Source organism: Xanthobacter autotrophicus (assembly GCF_030015065.1).
GTDB classification, from domain to species: Bacteria; Pseudomonadota; Alphaproteobacteria; order Rhizobiales; family Xanthobacteraceae; genus Xanthobacter; species Xanthobacter autotrophicus_D.
Window position 1 is genome coordinate 1 of the sequence record NZ_JAIVFN010000061.1, and the last position, 14,690, is coordinate 14,690.

Genomic DNA, 14,690 nt, shown 5'->3' on the forward strand with positions numbered 1-14,690 from the left:
GGGGGAAACCGGTGCTTCCTCCAGATCCATCGGCGTCAGTTGGAGAGGATTTGCCCCCTCCCCAACCCTCCCCCGCGCCGAAGCCGGATGTTTCCGGCTTCGGCTCGTCGCAACCGAACTCGGCAAAAGCCGAGTTCGGGCGGGAGAGGGAGTTTCGCTGGCTTCAATTCAAACTGACCCTCTACCGAACCGGTGCCGATGTCGCCACCGCCCCAGTTCCGCCCCTGCTCACACGGCATGTCAACCGCCTTTGAAATCTTCAAGCTCCTAAAATCCAAAGGTTTCCACCGCTCCCCCCTTGTCGATTAATACCGCCCCTGCGGTCGAGTCCAGCGCCAGGAGGCGGCGGGCGCCCGCCGTACCAGTAACCATCAAGGCGGTGGCAAGACCGTCTGCGGTCAGGCCGGAAGCCGCCTCCACCACCACCTCGGACAGCCCTTTAGGGCTGTGGCCCGACCAGGGCTCGACAATGTGATGCTCGGCGAAGTCGGGGGTCCACGCGCATTTCATGTCGCCCGAGGTGGCGAGAAACCGCTGCGGGCCGAGATCGCACATGCCCGTCAGCGTCGCGGCCTTGCGGGGATGGGCGATGCCCACGCGCCACGGATGCCGGTCGGCCGCGTGGCCGAGGGCGCCGATCTCGCCCGTATCGATGAAGGCATCGGTCAGCCCCGAGGCTGCGGCCGCCGCGCAGACGCGATCGGCAGCAAGGCCCTGGGCCAGCGCATTGAGGGTGAGCGCCATCCCCGGGCGATCGAGCACGACGGCTCCATTCGTTAGACGCACCGCGCGGTGGTCCACCTTCTCGCGCGCCGCCCTGAGCGCCGCCTCGCCCGGCAGGCGGCCCTGGCGAGCGGCGTCGTGCCAGGCGCACCAGAGCGGCTGCACCGTGGGATCGAACGCCCCGCCGCTCACTTCGGCAAGATGAAGAGAGAACCGGATGAGGGTCGAAAGGTCATCCGAAGGCGCCTCCAGCCGTCCAGCGGCATTCAGGCGGCTGATCTCCGAGGTGGGATCGAACAGATTAGCGGCCTTCTCCACCTCGCGCAGGGCGCGGAAGCAGGACACGAAGGCCGCCTCGATCTCCGGCACGTGCGGACCCACGAGGGTGAGCGAGACCGTCGTGCCGAAGGCGACGGCCGGGCGCCGCCGCGCGATGCGGGGCTCCGCCCGCGTCTCGGTTGATCGGCCAGAGAGGCTCGCGGCGGCAAGGCCGATCAATCCGGCCACCACCGACCTGCGGGTGGTCATCGGGTATTCTCCTCGCGTTTGGTGGATCGGGCGGCCAGCACCAACGGGACGCATGTTTTCAGGTCCTCGTAGATCACCACGCACTCCATGCATTGGAAGCACTCGGAATATTGAACGGCGCCCGAGCGCTCGATGGCGCCGTAGCGGCATCGGCGCTCACAGAGCCGACAGGGAGAGCCACATTCCACACGGCGGGCAATCCAGTCGAACCGGCGCAGCAGCCCGAGCAGCGCCATTAAGGCGCCGAGGGGACAGAACCAACGACAGAATGCCTTGAAAACGAACAGGTTGGCCACGAGCAGCAGCCCCGCGTAGAGCACCGCCGGCCAGGCTCGCTGGAACACCAGCGTGATGGCCGTCTTGAACGGCTCCACCTCCGCCGCCATCTCGGCCTTCGCCGGCGCGAAGACCGCCACTGCGATGAATCCGGCGAGCACCACAAATTTCAGCCCGCGCAGCCGCCGGTCGAGAGAGGGCGGCATCCGCACCTGCCGCAGGCCGATAGGCCGCGCGATGCGCTCCACTAGCTCCTGCAGGGCGCCGAAGGGGCACAGCCAGCCGCAGAAGGTACCACGACCCCAAATCACGGCGGTGACGATCGCCACGCCCCATAGGACGAGGCTCGGCGGATCCCACAGCAGGAAGGTGAGGTCGCGTGTGACGATCGCGGACTTCACGAGGCCGGCCAGCGTCACGATGGAGAGCTGCGCCTGATAAATCCAGCCGATCACCACGAGGCAGAACGTGAGGAATCCCCAACGGAAGCCGGTCACCAGCCGCTTACGACGCATGGTTGCGGGCTGGAACGCCAGGACCCCGCCGAGCAGCGCGAGCGCGCCGCCAAGGACCGCCAGGTCCCGCCTCCTGTCTTTCCAAAGGCCGCGCCAGCCTTTGACCTCGTCAGTCTCCTCCCGCTGGAACCACTTTTCTGGGAAGTGGACATCGAGCGCGAAATCGCGGGTAACGTGGACGGGGTAGATCTGCCCCTTTTTCCGGGTAACATGGAAGCTGATCTTGAAAGGATCGGCGGGGTCGAAGCCTGCGCTACCGAAGATGCGCAGGATGACGAAGGGCGCCTTCGGCGTGTCCTTGAGCGCGAGGGGTTCGTCATAGACGGCATCGCGCAGGTCGAGCGCCAGTCTCCCCTGGGTGAGGGCGATCATATCCGGGGTGGCACCGTGGACAAAAGCCTCGCCAAATGGCTTCCACCGCCCGCCCATCCAGACGATGAGCGCATGGCCGCCGTCCAGCCGCTCGGCGAGGTGGGCTGCCTGAGCCGGGCCGAGGAGGTTCTGCCCCACGGTGGGAATGTTGAGATAAGCGACGTGGATATCGACGAAGGTCGCATTGAGATGGGCCAGGGCCTCGGGGTCTGTGCCGGCCACCTCGGACCCCGCGAAGGCCTTCTCCACCTCGCCTTCGGTCAGCTTGAGATGCACCACGAGCCCCGCCTTTTGGAGGCCGGCGAAATCCTCGGTCACCTTCTCCGGCCGGACGGTGGCCGCCGCATGGGGTAGCCCACCCCCCCCGAGCTTGGCGCGCGCCGCCGCCAACGCCGCCGCCAGCACGCTTTCGTTGATGATGCGGACTGACGCGGTTGCCTTGGCGACCCCGTCGATGCGGGCATTGGCGCCATCCCGCGGCACGCCGCCGCCCGGCGGCCCGACCTTCACGTTCTGCGCCAGGGATTTGCCCGCATATTGCTCTACGAACCGGTCGAGCGGCTCCGGCCCCAGCCCATCAACGAACACCGGCTCATGCTGAGAGATGACGGAAACCCGCTGGAAGGTGCCCTCAACGCCGAGGGTGATGAGAAGGTTGGGTGGTGTGCCTGAGAAGCCCGGAATGGGCGCAAGGTCCGCGCTCTCGAAGATGTAGCCGACCAGCCGATCCTGGGTACCTTCGGTACTGAAGATGGGATAGATGGGCAGGTCCGCATCCCGCTCACCGAGCACGAAGGGCGGCGAGAACTTGGCGACGAGTTCCTCACGGCTCAGCTCTCCCGCTTGGCTGGCACTGGCGGCTGCAACAAGCGCCAGCACGAGCGACAACAGGCTCCGCAACACGCCGAGCATCTCGGCAGCGGCCATAAGCAAATCTCCCTGAGTCCTATTTCTTGAAAGTATGCTAAGGTGTCAGCTATCTCCGCAACGGTACTTTGGGTCGGCTTTTCGACCAGATTCAGCCGGTCTACGATTACGTGGCAAGCGTTGCGGCGCGCTTTTTTGTTCGTCATATCAGAACTTTATCTGAACGAGGAGTTCGCCCGCCCCGGCAGGGTGCGCATTGGTTGGCAAGGCAAGGCCAAGAGCTGAAAGGCCGGACCGTTGCGCGCGGCCGGTCGGCAATCTTGGTCTCTCAACACCCGGCGCCACCAGACCCGAGAGCCTGCCAGAAAGGCAACCGAAACGCGCAGCAGGGCGCAATGTGGCGCCCTCTCCCGGGCGGCGGCAAAATTCCGTGTTTGGGTCATACGCATCACCTCGCGAGAAGCTGTGCCGTATATTTGCCCGCCGATCCAAGGCGCGCCCGCAGCGAGCGGGGCAAAAATTGCGCAAATGAAAGAGTTCTGATATGTGCATAAGGCTCATCCCTGAGTCTCCGATGCTATCAACATCTCGTAGGTTGCGGGCGTGATGGCGACGCCGATGGCGAGGATGGAGCGGAAGGCGGCGTGTCGGGTCCGGCGGCGGTTGAACCGGAACACGAACTCGTCGAGGTAGGCTTGCAGGTGCTGGGGTCGCAGGCCGTGGTAGACGCCGAGTGCCCAGGTCTTGAGGTTGGAGAACACGCGATGGACCCAAGGCAGCTCGATATGGGCGGCCATTTTGCCGACCACGCGGGGGTCGTGGGTGAGGTCGGGAGCGCCCGGGTAGGCGGCCGCTCGACGAGCGCATTTGAAAGCCAAAATGCAACTGTAATGCTAACCGCTCACTCTCCACTCCCGCGACGGCGGGTTCGTTCAATCCGTCTCAAACGCCCGCTTAGAGGCCGATTTAAAAGGAGTTGAGCGATATCAGCAGGTTGTGCTTCCCGTTTGGTGTTGAATCAAATGGGGTTTCTGATGGCCTGGACCGATATCTCTCGCGCCGAGCATAACCGTGACCGTCTGCGTTTTCCAAGTGATCTGACGGACCGGGAATGGGCTGTCGTCGCGCCGCTGATCCCCGGTCCCAGGCACGGCGGGCGGCCGCGTACGACGGCGATGCGCAATGTCATGGAAGCGATCCTGTTCATCGCCTCGAGCGGCTGCCCATGGCGCATGCTGCCGGGGGAGTTTCCGCCGGTTTCGACCGTGCGCGGCTATTTCTATGCTTGGCGCGACAGCGGCCTTCTGGCGACGATCAACCAGCTTCTGGTGATGACGGCGCGCGAGCTCGCAGGCAAGCACGCCCAGCCCACCGCCGGCATCATCGACAGCCAGAGCGTCAAGACCACCGAAAGCGGCGGGGTTTGCGGATATGACGCGGGCAAGAAGATCAAAGGGCGCAAGCGCCACATCATCACCGACACGCTCGGCTTCCTGATCTTTGTGCGGGTTCACCGGGCCGATATTCAGGATCGCGACGGCGCTCCCGACCTGCTCAAGGCGGTCCGGTTCCGCCATCCATGGCTGCGCCACGTCTTCGCCGACGGCGGCTATGCCGGCGACAAGCTCAAGGGCGCCATGCGCGGCCACGGCTGCTGGACCATCGAGATCGTCAAGCGCTCCGATACGGCCAAGGGCTTCGTCGTCCTGCCACGCCGCTGGGTGGTCGAGCGGACATTCGCATGGCTCGGACGCTGCCGCCGCCTCGCAAAGAACTGGGAGAAATCCATCGAGAGCGCGACCGCATTCGCTCACATCGCCAGCATCCGCATGCTCACGCGACGCATCGCAAGACATTGCCAAAACGTGTGAACTTTTGAATCCGGCTCTTAGGTCAGCCAACTTACCCGATTCACTCCGGGACATTGTTGACTTTCCGTCCACCCATCGTCACCATCCAGGCCCAAAATAAGCGAGGAAACTCATGTCGCAGACTTATAGAGGCGCGTGTTTCTGTGGTGCAGTGACGCTAGAGGTCACTGGTGCACCAGAAGCGATGGGCTATTGTCATTGCGGTTCCTGCCGCTCCTGGTCGGCGGGACCGGTGAATGCCTTCACCCTCTGGACGCCGGACGCGGTGAAGGTGACGCATGGCGAGACGGAGATTGCCACCTACGCCCAAACTCCGGCCAGCGAACGTAAATATTGCCGTAGATGCGGCGGGCATTTGATGACGATGCATCCCGGTTTCGGGCTCATGGACGTCTACGCAGCTACACTCCCTGACCTTGAATTCAAACCCAGCGTGCATGTGAATTATGCCGAGACTGTGTTGCCAATGAAGGATGGGTTGCCGAAGTTAAAGGATTTTCCAGCCGAGCTTGGTGGCACCGGTGAGACGATAGGCGAGTAATGTGATTTTCTCCCGAATATAAGTGTTTCATCTCGGCTAGTAGTGATGAATGATTTGTTCCTGCTGAGCGAACGGCAGATGGAGCGGATCGCGCCGTCTCCCCTTAGTCCCACGGGGTGCTGCGGGTCGACGATCGCCGGGTGGTCAGCGGCATCGAGTGCGTCATCTGGCATGGCCACCGGTGGAAGGATGCGCCGAAGGCTACGGTCCGCACAAGACCCTCTGTACCGCTTCATCCGTTGGAGCCGGCTCGGCGTCCTCGACAGGAACTTCGCGGCGCTCGCAGGCGAAGGGCCGAAGCCGGAACACATCATGATCGATGCCGCGTACCCTAAGCTCATCGCACGGCGGCAAGCCAGCTCAAAAGGGGCTATACCCAGCCATATCGGGCGCAAAATGGGCGTGCTTAACTCCAAACCCCACACCGTCTGCGATGGCGAGGGTCCCTGATCGTGATGCTGCTGTCGGAAGGCCAGATGAACGACCACAAGGCGTTTCGCCTTGTCTTCGACGCCCTGCCTGCGGCCAGAAGCCTGATCGCTGACCGGAGCTATGACAGCGTCTGGCTCCGAGACGCGCTCCCCGCCAAGGCATCGCCCCCAGCATCCCTTCAACCAGGAGCCGCAAGCGGCCCTTCGCCTACGGCAAGGACCTCTATCGACAACGGCACAGGTCGATCACGGGGCAGCTTGAACCATAGGATAGCGTTTTCTGGATCTGCGACGTGCGGCAAACAGACCATCGCCTTCGCCGACTGCGGCCTCAACCTCATCCACCCGGGACAGGTTCCCTGCGTCGGAGCCGCAGGAAGCTGAGCGCGACCTTGGCCGGAACTTGCCGTCGCGCCGGCAAAACGCCGGCGAGGGCGCACAGATCCAAACTCCAGCCATTTTGCGGTAAAATAGAACTTGCCGCTCGGGAAGCCAGTAGATTGACGTGTCGACTTTCTAGCGTTAGAAAAAATCTTCCAATAAGATTAGCGTTGATTCTCCATTCGAGAATTTGGAACACATCGTTGGATCCGAAAAATCTGACAAGCTCGACGCACAACGGTAAAATTTCAATGTCTGAGGTCTTTAACTTGGGAGAGACGACTCCATGCTCGGTATCGGTAGCACCCTTCCTGCTTTCTCGGTAGTCGGCGTGAAGCCCGGCTTCAACGTCCATGAGGAGAATGGGCAGTCGGCCTTCGAGACGATCACCGAGGCGAGCTTCCCCGGCAAGTGGAAGGTGATCTTCTTCTATCCGAAGGATTTCACCTTCGTGTGCCCCACCGAGATCGCGGAGTTCTCCCGCCTCGCCAAGGACTTCGAGGATCGCGACACGGTCGTGCTCGGCGGCTCCACCGACAACGAGTTCGTGAAGCTCGCCTGGCGCCGCGACCACAAGGACCTCAACAGGCTCCCGATTTGGTCGTTCGCCGACACCAATGGCTCGCTCATCGACGGCCTCGGAGTGCGCTCTCCTGATGGCGTGGCTTATCGCTGCACCTTCGTCATCGATCCGGACAGCGTGATCCAGCACGTCTATGCTACCAATCTGAACGTGGGCCGCAACCCAAAGGACACGCTGCGCGTTCTCGACGCTCTGCAGACCGACGAGTTGTGCCCCTGCAACCGCGAAGTCGGCGGTGACGTACTGAAGGTGGCCTGAGCCAGAAGGGACCGACGGGATGTCCATTGACGCCCTCAAGGACCGGATTCCCGTCTTCGCCAAGGACGTGAAACTGAACCTCTCCACGCTGACTCGCGAGGAGAGCCTTACGCCCCAGCAGCTTTACGGGCTGTTAGTGGCGTGCGGGATCACGACCCGCAGCCCCACGGTGGCGAGTGCGCTAGAGGCGGAGGCTGCCCCTCACCTCTCGCCCGCCGCCATGGATGCTGCCAAGGCGGCGGCGGCCATCATGGCCATGAACAATGTCTACTACCGCTTCACTCACCTCGCCTCCAACAAGGCTTACGAGACGCTCCCCGCCAAGCTGCGCATGAGCGTCATCGGCAATCCGGGGGTGGACAAGCCCGACTTCGAGCTATGGTCGCTGGCGGTCTCCGCCATGAACGGCTGCGGGCGCTGCATCGATTCCCACGAGAAGGTGCTGCGCGACGCGGGCGTTCTGGAGGTGCAGATCCACGCGGCGGTGCGTATCGGCGCCATCGTCGCCTCCACCGCCGTGGCGCTGGAAGCTTCCCGGGAGGAGTTTCCCGTCACTGTCAAATAAGCTGGACTGATCCACCAGTCGGCATCCGATACGCCGCCCGAGGTTTACGTGTGGCTTTGGCCGCCCTCGGGCATCACGCCGTCCAAGAGGCGCGCAACAGGGATTGCTGGGACAATGCGCCCCTGTAGAGCTTCTTCCATACCCTGAAAACCGAGCGGGTCTGTCATTGCATCTATGCCACCAGGGCGCGAGGTGCGACGGGACCTGTTCGGCTACAATAAAAGCTTCTACAATCCCCGTCGGCTGCACTCAGAGCTCGGCTACATCAGTCCGGCCAAGAAGGAATGCAGTGCGCCTGAACCACGTCCACTTTCTCGGGGCACAATCACCTAACTTTTCCTGCATAGAATGAAAAATTCGTTTGGGCGTGGGCAGCAAAGGAACACAGCATTGCCGCGCCTACAGTAGCCAATTATATGCACATAAGGCTTATCCCTGAAGCTCCGGCGCCACCAGATGTGGTGACGCGGCGTGAGGCGCGTGGTAGAACATAACGCGAACATCACAGCCTCGGAGTGTCCAGCGATGACCGACTTCCCCCGCTCGCTGCTGGAGTTCCAGCGGCGCTTTCCCGACGAGGCGGCCTGTGCCGCCTACCTGCGACACCTGCGCTGGCCGGAGGGATTCGTGTGCCCGACCTGCGGCAGTACCCGGGGCTGGGCGCTGGCGACCAAGGCGCACACCCACGAGTGCGCCGACTGCCGCAAGCAGACCTCGGTGACGGCCGGCACCATGATGCGCGGCTCCAAGCTGGCGCTCACCGTCTGGTTCTGGGCCGCCTACCTGATGGCCACCCACTCCAACGGCAGCTCGGCCCTGCAGGTCCAGAGGCAGCTCGGCCGCGGCTCCTACAAGAGCGCCTGGCTGCTGTGCGCCAAGCTGCGCCGCGCCATGGTCGCGCCCGAGCGCTCGCCCCTGGCCGGCCTGGTCGAGGTCGACGAGGCCACGATCGCCTGCCGCACCAAGGACGACCCGCCGGCCGGCGGCGGTGGCCGCAGCCACCAGGGCAAGCTGCTCATCGCCGGCGCCGTCGAGGTCGGTGACGGCGGCCCCAATGGCGGCCCAGGGCCGCATCCGCCTGGCGCAGATCCCGGACTTCTCCGCCCGCAGCCTGCACGCCTTCCTTGCCGCAAACCTCGCCGCCGGCGCCACTGCCAAGACCGACGGCTGGGCTGGCCTGCCCCCTGAAAAGTGGTCCTCCGTGAAGTAGGCTTTCGGGCCTTTGGAGGATGGCGCAATGGCGCAGAAGAAGCACAAGCCGGAAGAGATCGTCGGGAAGCTTCGGCAGGTTGACGTTCTGGTGTCGCAGGGGCGATCCGTTGCCGAAGCGATCCGGGCGATCGGGGTGACGGCGTTCACGTATTACCGCTGGCGCAAGGAGTTTGGCGGGCTGAAGAGCGACCAGGTCAAGCGGCTGAAGGAACTCGAGAAGGAGAACGAGCGGCTGTGCAAGGCTGTCTCGGATCTGACGCTCGAGAAGCTGATCCTGAAGGAAGCTGCGGCGGGAAACTTCTGAGCCCCGCCCGGCGCCGTCGCTGCGTCGAACACGTCGTGAGCAAGCTCGGCGTGTCGGAACGGCTGGCGTGCCGGGTTCTGGGGCAACATCGATCGACCCAACGCAAGGTGCCGGTGAGCCGTGCCGACGAGGCGGCCCTGACCGCGGACATCGTCAAACTCGCCACCCGGTACGGACGCTATGGCTATCGCCGGATCACGGCCTTGCTGCACGCCGCCGGGTGGCCGGTGAACGGTAAGACCGTCGTCTTCAGGCCACGGCGCTGAGGGCGAGCCGTGCCGGATAGGCCCATGGCATGAGGTCGTCGATGCGGCTGTTTGGATGGCCGTTGACGATGCGAGTGATGACGTCCGCGAGGTAGGCCTGGGGGTCGACGCCGTTGAGCTTGCATGTCTCGACGAGTGAGGCGATGACGGCCCAGTGCTCGGCGCCGCCGTCGGAGCCGGCGAAGAGCGCATTCTTCCTTTTATGCAGAGGTCTCCATAAAAGGAATTATGCGCAGCACCTGATTAAGCGCAGTTCGTCGCGGGGCGCGCCGCGTTTTCCGTGGCTGGGCTGGGCGAAGGCGGGCGCTCATACGGTTCCGCTCTGTACATAATCCTGATCTCCTTCCGGGCTGGTTCAGCCTGACAGGAGGTCAACATGTCCAAGGAGATCGTCGTCCAGCCGCAGCCCCGCGCTTGGCTGGAGGATAGCGTTCTTCAGCCCTATGTTTCGCGATATGGGGCACACCTGCGCCGCGGGCGGTATGCCCCAAGCACCCAGCGCATTTATTTGTGCTGCGTTGCGCACTTCGCCCATTGGCTGACCGGGGAGCGGTACGGTCTGAACGCAATCGGCGAGGCCGTCGTCGCCTGCTTTCTGTCGGAGCATATGCCGGCTTGCGCTTGCCCCTATCCGGTCCGCCGATTGCGCCACGAGTTGCGAGCCGCACTCGCCCGGTTGTTGGAAGTGTTGCGGGCCGATGGCGTAGGGACGCTAGATCCGGCCTTGGACTCCGTCGTTTCGCAAGAGTTGGCGCGTTTCGACGCCCACATGCATGATGTCTGGGGCCTGGCAGACACCACCCGCCGGCGGCGCGGTCGGGTTGTCGGCGAGTTTCTGCTCGCGCATTTCGGCGATCAGCCGATCACGATGTCGACGATCGGTGCCGCATCCGTCCGGCGTTTTGTTATCGGCGAGCAGGGGCGCAGCGCTGGCTCCATCGGCGTGATCGGCGGCGCCATTGGCTGGTTCCGCAGCATGTCCGGCGATCGGGTCAGCGAACTGGCGGCCGCCATTCCGCGGGCGGCCCACTGGCGATTGGCGTCCTTGCCGGAAGTGCTCACCGACGCCGAGATCGACGAACTGCTGCGTTCGTTCAATCAATCCTTTCCGTCGCGCCGGCGAGCTTATGCGATGGTGCGGTGTTTGATCGATCTCGGCCTGCGAAGCAGCGAGGTCGTCAAGCTACGCCTCGAAGACATCAACTGGGCCGACGGCACGATCACCCTCGTCGGAACCAAGAGTCGGCGCGCCGATGTCCTTCCCTTGCCCGCTGCGACCGGCAGCGCGATCGCCGCCCATCTGCGTAAGGAGCGGCCCCAGACATTGAACCGGGCCATATTTGTCCGCCACGTCGCCCCGTACGATGAGCCGATTGAGAAGGGCGCCGTCAAGCGAGCGGTTGTGGCAGGCTACCGAAGATGCGGATGGACCCGCACAGGGGTTCACATTCTCCGGCACAGCATGGCCAGCCGGCTGCTGCGCACCGGCGCGCCGATGAAGGATATCGCTGACGTCCTGCGGCACCGCTGCCTCGATACGTCGGCGATCTACGCCAAGGTCGATCTGAACCGGCTCACCGCCGTCGCCTTGCCCTGGCCGGGGAGCGCGTCATGACCGAGGTGCGCACTATGCTCTCACTGGCCGAGGATTACCTGACCGAGCGCCGCGCCTTGGGGTTCGACCTGCGGATTCCGGGCGACCAGATCACCGCATTCGCCCGCTTCGTCGACGAGGCGGCCCATACCGGCCCGCTGACGACCCGCATCACACTGGATTGGGTGCAAGGTCAGGCGAAGCACGCCGCGCCGTTTTCCTGGGCGCGACGCCTGGATGTCCTTCGACCATTCGCCAGGTATCTGACGCGGCTCGATCCAGCCACCGAGTTCCCGCAGACGGCAATCTTTGGCCGCTCCCATCGTCGCCTGGCGCCACACATCTACTCGGAGCAGGAGATCTGCGATCTCCTCGCCGCCGCCAGGCGCCTTGCCCCGTATGGTGGATTGCGACCAGCCACCTACGAGACGATTTTCGGGTTGATCGCCGCCACCGGCCTGCGCCTTTCGGAAGCGCTCCACCTGCAATGTGGTAACGTCGATCTCGGTCAGGGCGTCCTGACGGTCCGGAACACGAAGTTTCGTAAGTCCAGACACGTGCCCATGCACGCGACCGCGGTGGCGGCATTGGATCGCTACATGGCCGTGCGGGCGCGTCACGGCGCCACCAACCAGGACTCATTTCTATTCCTCTCGTCGTCGGGCGGGCCGCTGCCGACGCGGACCATCCATTGGGTGTTCCAGAAGCTGAGAGCCGAACTCGCCTGGACGGCGCGCGGCGCCTACGCCCAGGCGCGCATCCACGACCTGCGCCACACCTTCATCTGCCGCCGCGTCCAGCTTTGGCATGAGCATGGGGCCGATATCGACAACGCCATGGCTGCGCTCTCGACCTATGTCGGCGATGCCAAGGTGTCCGATACCTATTGGTATCAGACGGGCATCCCGGACCTCATGGCGGTCACGGGCAAGCGCTTCGAGCTCTTCGCGGCAGCCGTCGGAGGGGATCACCATGCCTGATCCGATCCCGACGCCGTCCTTCTCCACCTTGCTCCAGCGCTTCTTCGTCGAGCATCTGGGCCGCCAGCGAGCCGTCAGCCCCCGAACGATCGCCGCTTACCGCGACACGTTCCGACTGCTGCTAAGCTTCGCCGAAGTCAAGATCAGCAAGTCGCCGGCCGCATTGGCGTTGGTCGATCTCGACGCCAGACTGATCCTGAGCTTCCTCGATCATCTTGAGAAGGAGCGCAACAACGGCGCGCGCAGCCGCAACGCCCGTTTGGCGGCGCTTCGGTCCTTCCTGAAGTATGCCGCCCACCACGATCTTACCGCGCTCCACGTGATCGAGCAGGCGCTGGCCATCCCGATGAAGAGGTTTGACAGACCCGTGCTTGGGTTTTTGTCACGCCAAGAGATGCAGGCGATCCTCGAGGCGCCGGATCCTCGAACGTGGGCGGGCCAGCGAGATCGAGCACTTTTCAGCCTGATGTACAACACCGGTGCACGAGTGTCGGAGGCCATAGGCTTGCGCGTCGGTAACGTCGTCATCGACGGCTCCTCGGTCGCGCACCTGCACGGCAAGGGGCGCAAAGAACGAAGCGTGCCGCTTTGGCGATCAACCGCATCGCTGATCCGGGCCTGGAAGCGCCAGATGGAGAACGCCGGTGATGACAAGTTCCTGTTTCCGAACCGGGGCGGAGGAAGGATGGCCCGATCGAATGTTACCCAGCGTCTCGACCTCGCTGTCTCGGCTGCTGCAGAACGACACCCCCAACTCGCGCACCGATCAATATCGCCGCATACTATCCGCCACACCACGGCGATGCATCTCCTTCAGTCGGGCGTCGACATCACCGTGATCGCCCTCTGGCTGGGCCACGAGAGCCCCGCCACGACGCACATGTACTTCGATGCCGATCTCTCAATGAAGGAGCGCGCCCTCAATCGGTTGCAGCCAATCGGAGCGCGCCCCGGGAGGTATCGTCCCCCCGACCAACTGATGCAGTTCCTTCAAAGCCTTTGAATTATGCGCAGTTCGTCGCGCGCGAGAAGTCGTCGATGAATAAGTCCCGCAGGCGCTTTCCGCAGGAGAACTGCGCATAATCAGGTGCTGCGCATAATTTCGGGTCAGCGCCAGGGGCCGGATCGACCGCTCGACGATGTTGTTGTCCAGCTCGACACGGCCGTCGTCGAGGAACAGGGTCAGCCCCTGCCAACGCGAGAGGGCGTAGCGGATCGCCTCGGCGAGCTTGGTCTTCTGGCTGATCAACGCCAGCTTCGCCCGCAGCCACGGCTCGAGGGCGTTGATGATCGGCCTGCTCTTCTCCTGGCGCGCGGCCCGGCGCTCATCCGGGGTCCGGCCGCGGATCGCAGCCTCGACGTGGTAGAGTTCGGCGATGCGTTGCAGGGCCTCGCTGGCGATCGGCGCGGGACCGCTCTGGGCAGGCTCGTAGAAGCGCCGCCGCGCATGCGCCCAGCAGAACGCCAGGTTCACGGCGTTGCGTCCGGCCAGTGCCTTGTAGCCACCATAGCCATCGACCTGCAGGATGCCGCTGAAGCCGTCGAGGTGGGCGACGGGCCGCTCGCCCTTGCGGTCCGGAGCATAGACATAAGCGACGGCGGGCGGATCGGCGCCGACCCAGAGCCGGTCATCTCGGGCATAGGCGAAGAGCTGCCCGGTCTTGGTCCGGCCGCGGCCGGGATCCAGCACCGGCGCCGTGGTCTCGTCGGCGAACAGCTTGGGCGAGGTCTTCAGCACCGCCAGCAGCCGGTCATGCACGGGCCGCAGCAGGAAGGCCGCCCGCCCGACCCAGTCCGCCAGCGTCGAGCGGTCGAGCGCGATGCCCTGCCGTGCATAGATCTGGGCCTGGCGGTACAGGGGCAGATGGTCGGCGTATTTCGAGACGAGGACATGGGCGACGGTTGCCTCCGTCGGCAGGCCGCCCTCGATCAGCCGTGCCGGCGCCGGGGCCTGCACCACCACGTCCGCGCAGGAGCGGCACGCATATTTCGGCCGCCGCACCACCAGGACGCGGAACTGGGCGGGCACCATGTCGAGCCGCTCGGCCACATCCTCGCCGATGCGGTGCAGCTTGCCGGAACAGCACGGGCAGATGTCGCTCTCGATATCGACCACGGTCTCGATCCGCGGCAGATGGGCGGGCAGAGCCCCGCGGTTCGCACGGCGCTTCGCGACCCGCTCCGCCTTCTCGGCCGGCCCCTTCTCCTCGGACGCGGCGAAGCCGGCGGCCTCGACCTGCTCGGCCTCTTCCAGCGCCAGCAGCAACTGGTCCTCGGGCAGGCTCTCCGCCCGCCGGCCGAAGCGGTGGCGCTGCAACTCCTTGATGATCTGGCGCAAGCGCTCGATCTCCGCGTCCCGCGCGATCAGCATCGCCTGGAGCGTCTCGGGATCGCGGGGAAGCTCGGTGGAGAGCGAGGCCATG

Annotated in this window: 11 protein-coding genes and 5 pseudogenes; 11 read left to right on the forward strand and 5 right to left on the reverse strand. The window is 64.3% G+C overall.

Going from position 1 to position 14,690, the window contains the following annotated elements; translation table 11 throughout:
• Window positions 1-254 (forward strand): hypothetical protein (locus tag K9U40_RS13290; RefSeq protein WP_282890675.1); only part of this gene is annotated, 254 nt, incomplete at its 5' end.
• Window positions 255-267: 13 nt separating this feature from the next.
• Here the strand turns inward: K9U40_RS13290 and K9U40_RS13295 are convergent.
• From K9U40_RS13295 to K9U40_RS13305, 3 genes and pseudogenes are all read right to left on the reverse strand, one after another.
• On the reverse strand, window positions 268-1,251 hold the full coding sequence (locus tag K9U40_RS13295; protein WP_282642458.1) for an FAD:protein FMN transferase: 984 nt from the start codon (window positions 1,249-1,251) through the stop codon (window positions 268-270).
• A complete protein-coding gene (locus tag K9U40_RS13300; protein WP_282642457.1) occupies window positions 1,248-3,341 on the reverse strand; it encodes a 4Fe-4S binding protein in 2,094 nt (697 codons plus the stop codon). Before K9U40_RS13300 ends, K9U40_RS13295 begins: the two co-directional genes overlap by 4 nt.
• Window positions 3,342-3,838: 497 nt before the next feature.
• Window positions 3,839-4,132 (reverse strand): annotated as a pseudogene (locus K9U40_RS13305) (transposase); the annotation flags it as partial.
• Between the two features lie 183 nt (window positions 4,133-4,315).
• On the opposite strand from K9U40_RS13305, the gene K9U40_RS13310 reads away from it, so the two are divergent.
• From K9U40_RS13310 to K9U40_RS13340, 7 genes and pseudogenes are all read left to right on the forward strand, one after another.
• A complete protein-coding gene (locus K9U40_RS13310) occupies window positions 4,316-5,152 on the forward strand; it encodes an IS5 family transposase (RefSeq protein WP_282642456.1) in 837 nt (278 codons plus the stop codon).
• Between the two features lie 112 nt (window positions 5,153-5,264).
• Window positions 5,265-5,693: a GFA family protein gene (locus K9U40_RS13315; RefSeq protein WP_282642455.1), complete on the forward strand. Its 429-nt coding sequence runs from the start codon at window positions 5,265-5,267 to the stop codon at window positions 5,691-5,693.
• A gap of 1,098 nt (window positions 5,694-6,791) precedes the next feature.
• Window positions 6,792-7,346, forward strand: coding sequence for a peroxiredoxin (locus K9U40_RS13320; protein WP_282642454.1), 555 nt, complete (start codon window positions 6,792-6,794; stop codon window positions 7,344-7,346).
• Window positions 7,347-7,365: 19 nt separating this feature from the next.
• Complete coding sequence (locus K9U40_RS13325; RefSeq protein WP_282642453.1) at window positions 7,366-7,911, forward strand: carboxymuconolactone decarboxylase family protein; 546 nt, start codon at window positions 7,366-7,368, stop codon at window positions 7,909-7,911.
• Window positions 7,912-7,931: 20 nt separating this feature from the next.
• Window positions 7,932-8,244: pseudogene (locus tag K9U40_RS13330) on the forward strand (IS3 family transposase); the annotation flags it as partial.
• A 192-nt stretch (window positions 8,245-8,436) separates the two neighbouring features.
• Window positions 8,437-9,094, forward strand: a pseudogene (locus K9U40_RS13335) (IS1595 family transposase); the annotation flags it as partial.
• 54 nt (window positions 9,095-9,148) lie between these two features.
• Window positions 9,149-9,672: pseudogene (locus tag K9U40_RS13340) on the forward strand (transposase); the annotation flags it as partial.
• Between the two features lie 4 nt (window positions 9,673-9,676).
• On the opposite strand, the pseudogene K9U40_RS13345 reads toward K9U40_RS13340, so the two are convergent.
• A pseudogene (locus tag K9U40_RS13345) lies at window positions 9,677-9,907 on the reverse strand (transposase domain-containing protein); the annotation flags it as partial.
• Between the two features lie 162 nt (window positions 9,908-10,069).
• Here K9U40_RS13345 and K9U40_RS13350 point away from each other — a divergent pair.
• The 3 genes from K9U40_RS13350 to K9U40_RS13360 are packed head-to-tail and all read left to right on the forward strand — an operon-like array spanning window position 10,070 to window position 13,270.
• Window positions 10,070-11,308, forward strand: a complete 1,239-nt coding sequence (locus K9U40_RS13350; RefSeq protein WP_282890676.1) for a tyrosine-type recombinase/integrase — start codon at window positions 10,070-10,072, stop codon at window positions 11,306-11,308.
• A complete protein-coding gene (locus K9U40_RS13355) occupies window positions 11,305-12,267 on the forward strand; it encodes a tyrosine-type recombinase/integrase (protein ID WP_282890677.1) in 963 nt (320 codons plus the stop codon). Before K9U40_RS13350 ends, K9U40_RS13355 begins: the two co-directional genes overlap by 4 nt.
• Complete coding sequence (locus K9U40_RS13360) at window positions 12,260-13,270, forward strand: tyrosine-type recombinase/integrase (protein WP_282642206.1); 1,011 nt, start codon at window positions 12,260-12,262, stop codon at window positions 13,268-13,270. Before K9U40_RS13355 ends, K9U40_RS13360 begins: the two co-directional genes overlap by 8 nt.
• Here the strand turns inward: K9U40_RS13360 and tnpC are convergent.
• Entirely contained in the window at window positions 13,169-14,689 is a 1,521-nt protein-coding gene (gene tnpC, locus K9U40_RS13365) for an IS66 family transposase (protein WP_349239433.1), read from the reverse strand. The two genes, K9U40_RS13360 and tnpC, sit on opposite strands and share 102 nt — an antisense overlap.
• Window position 14,690: the final 1 nt, after the last annotated feature.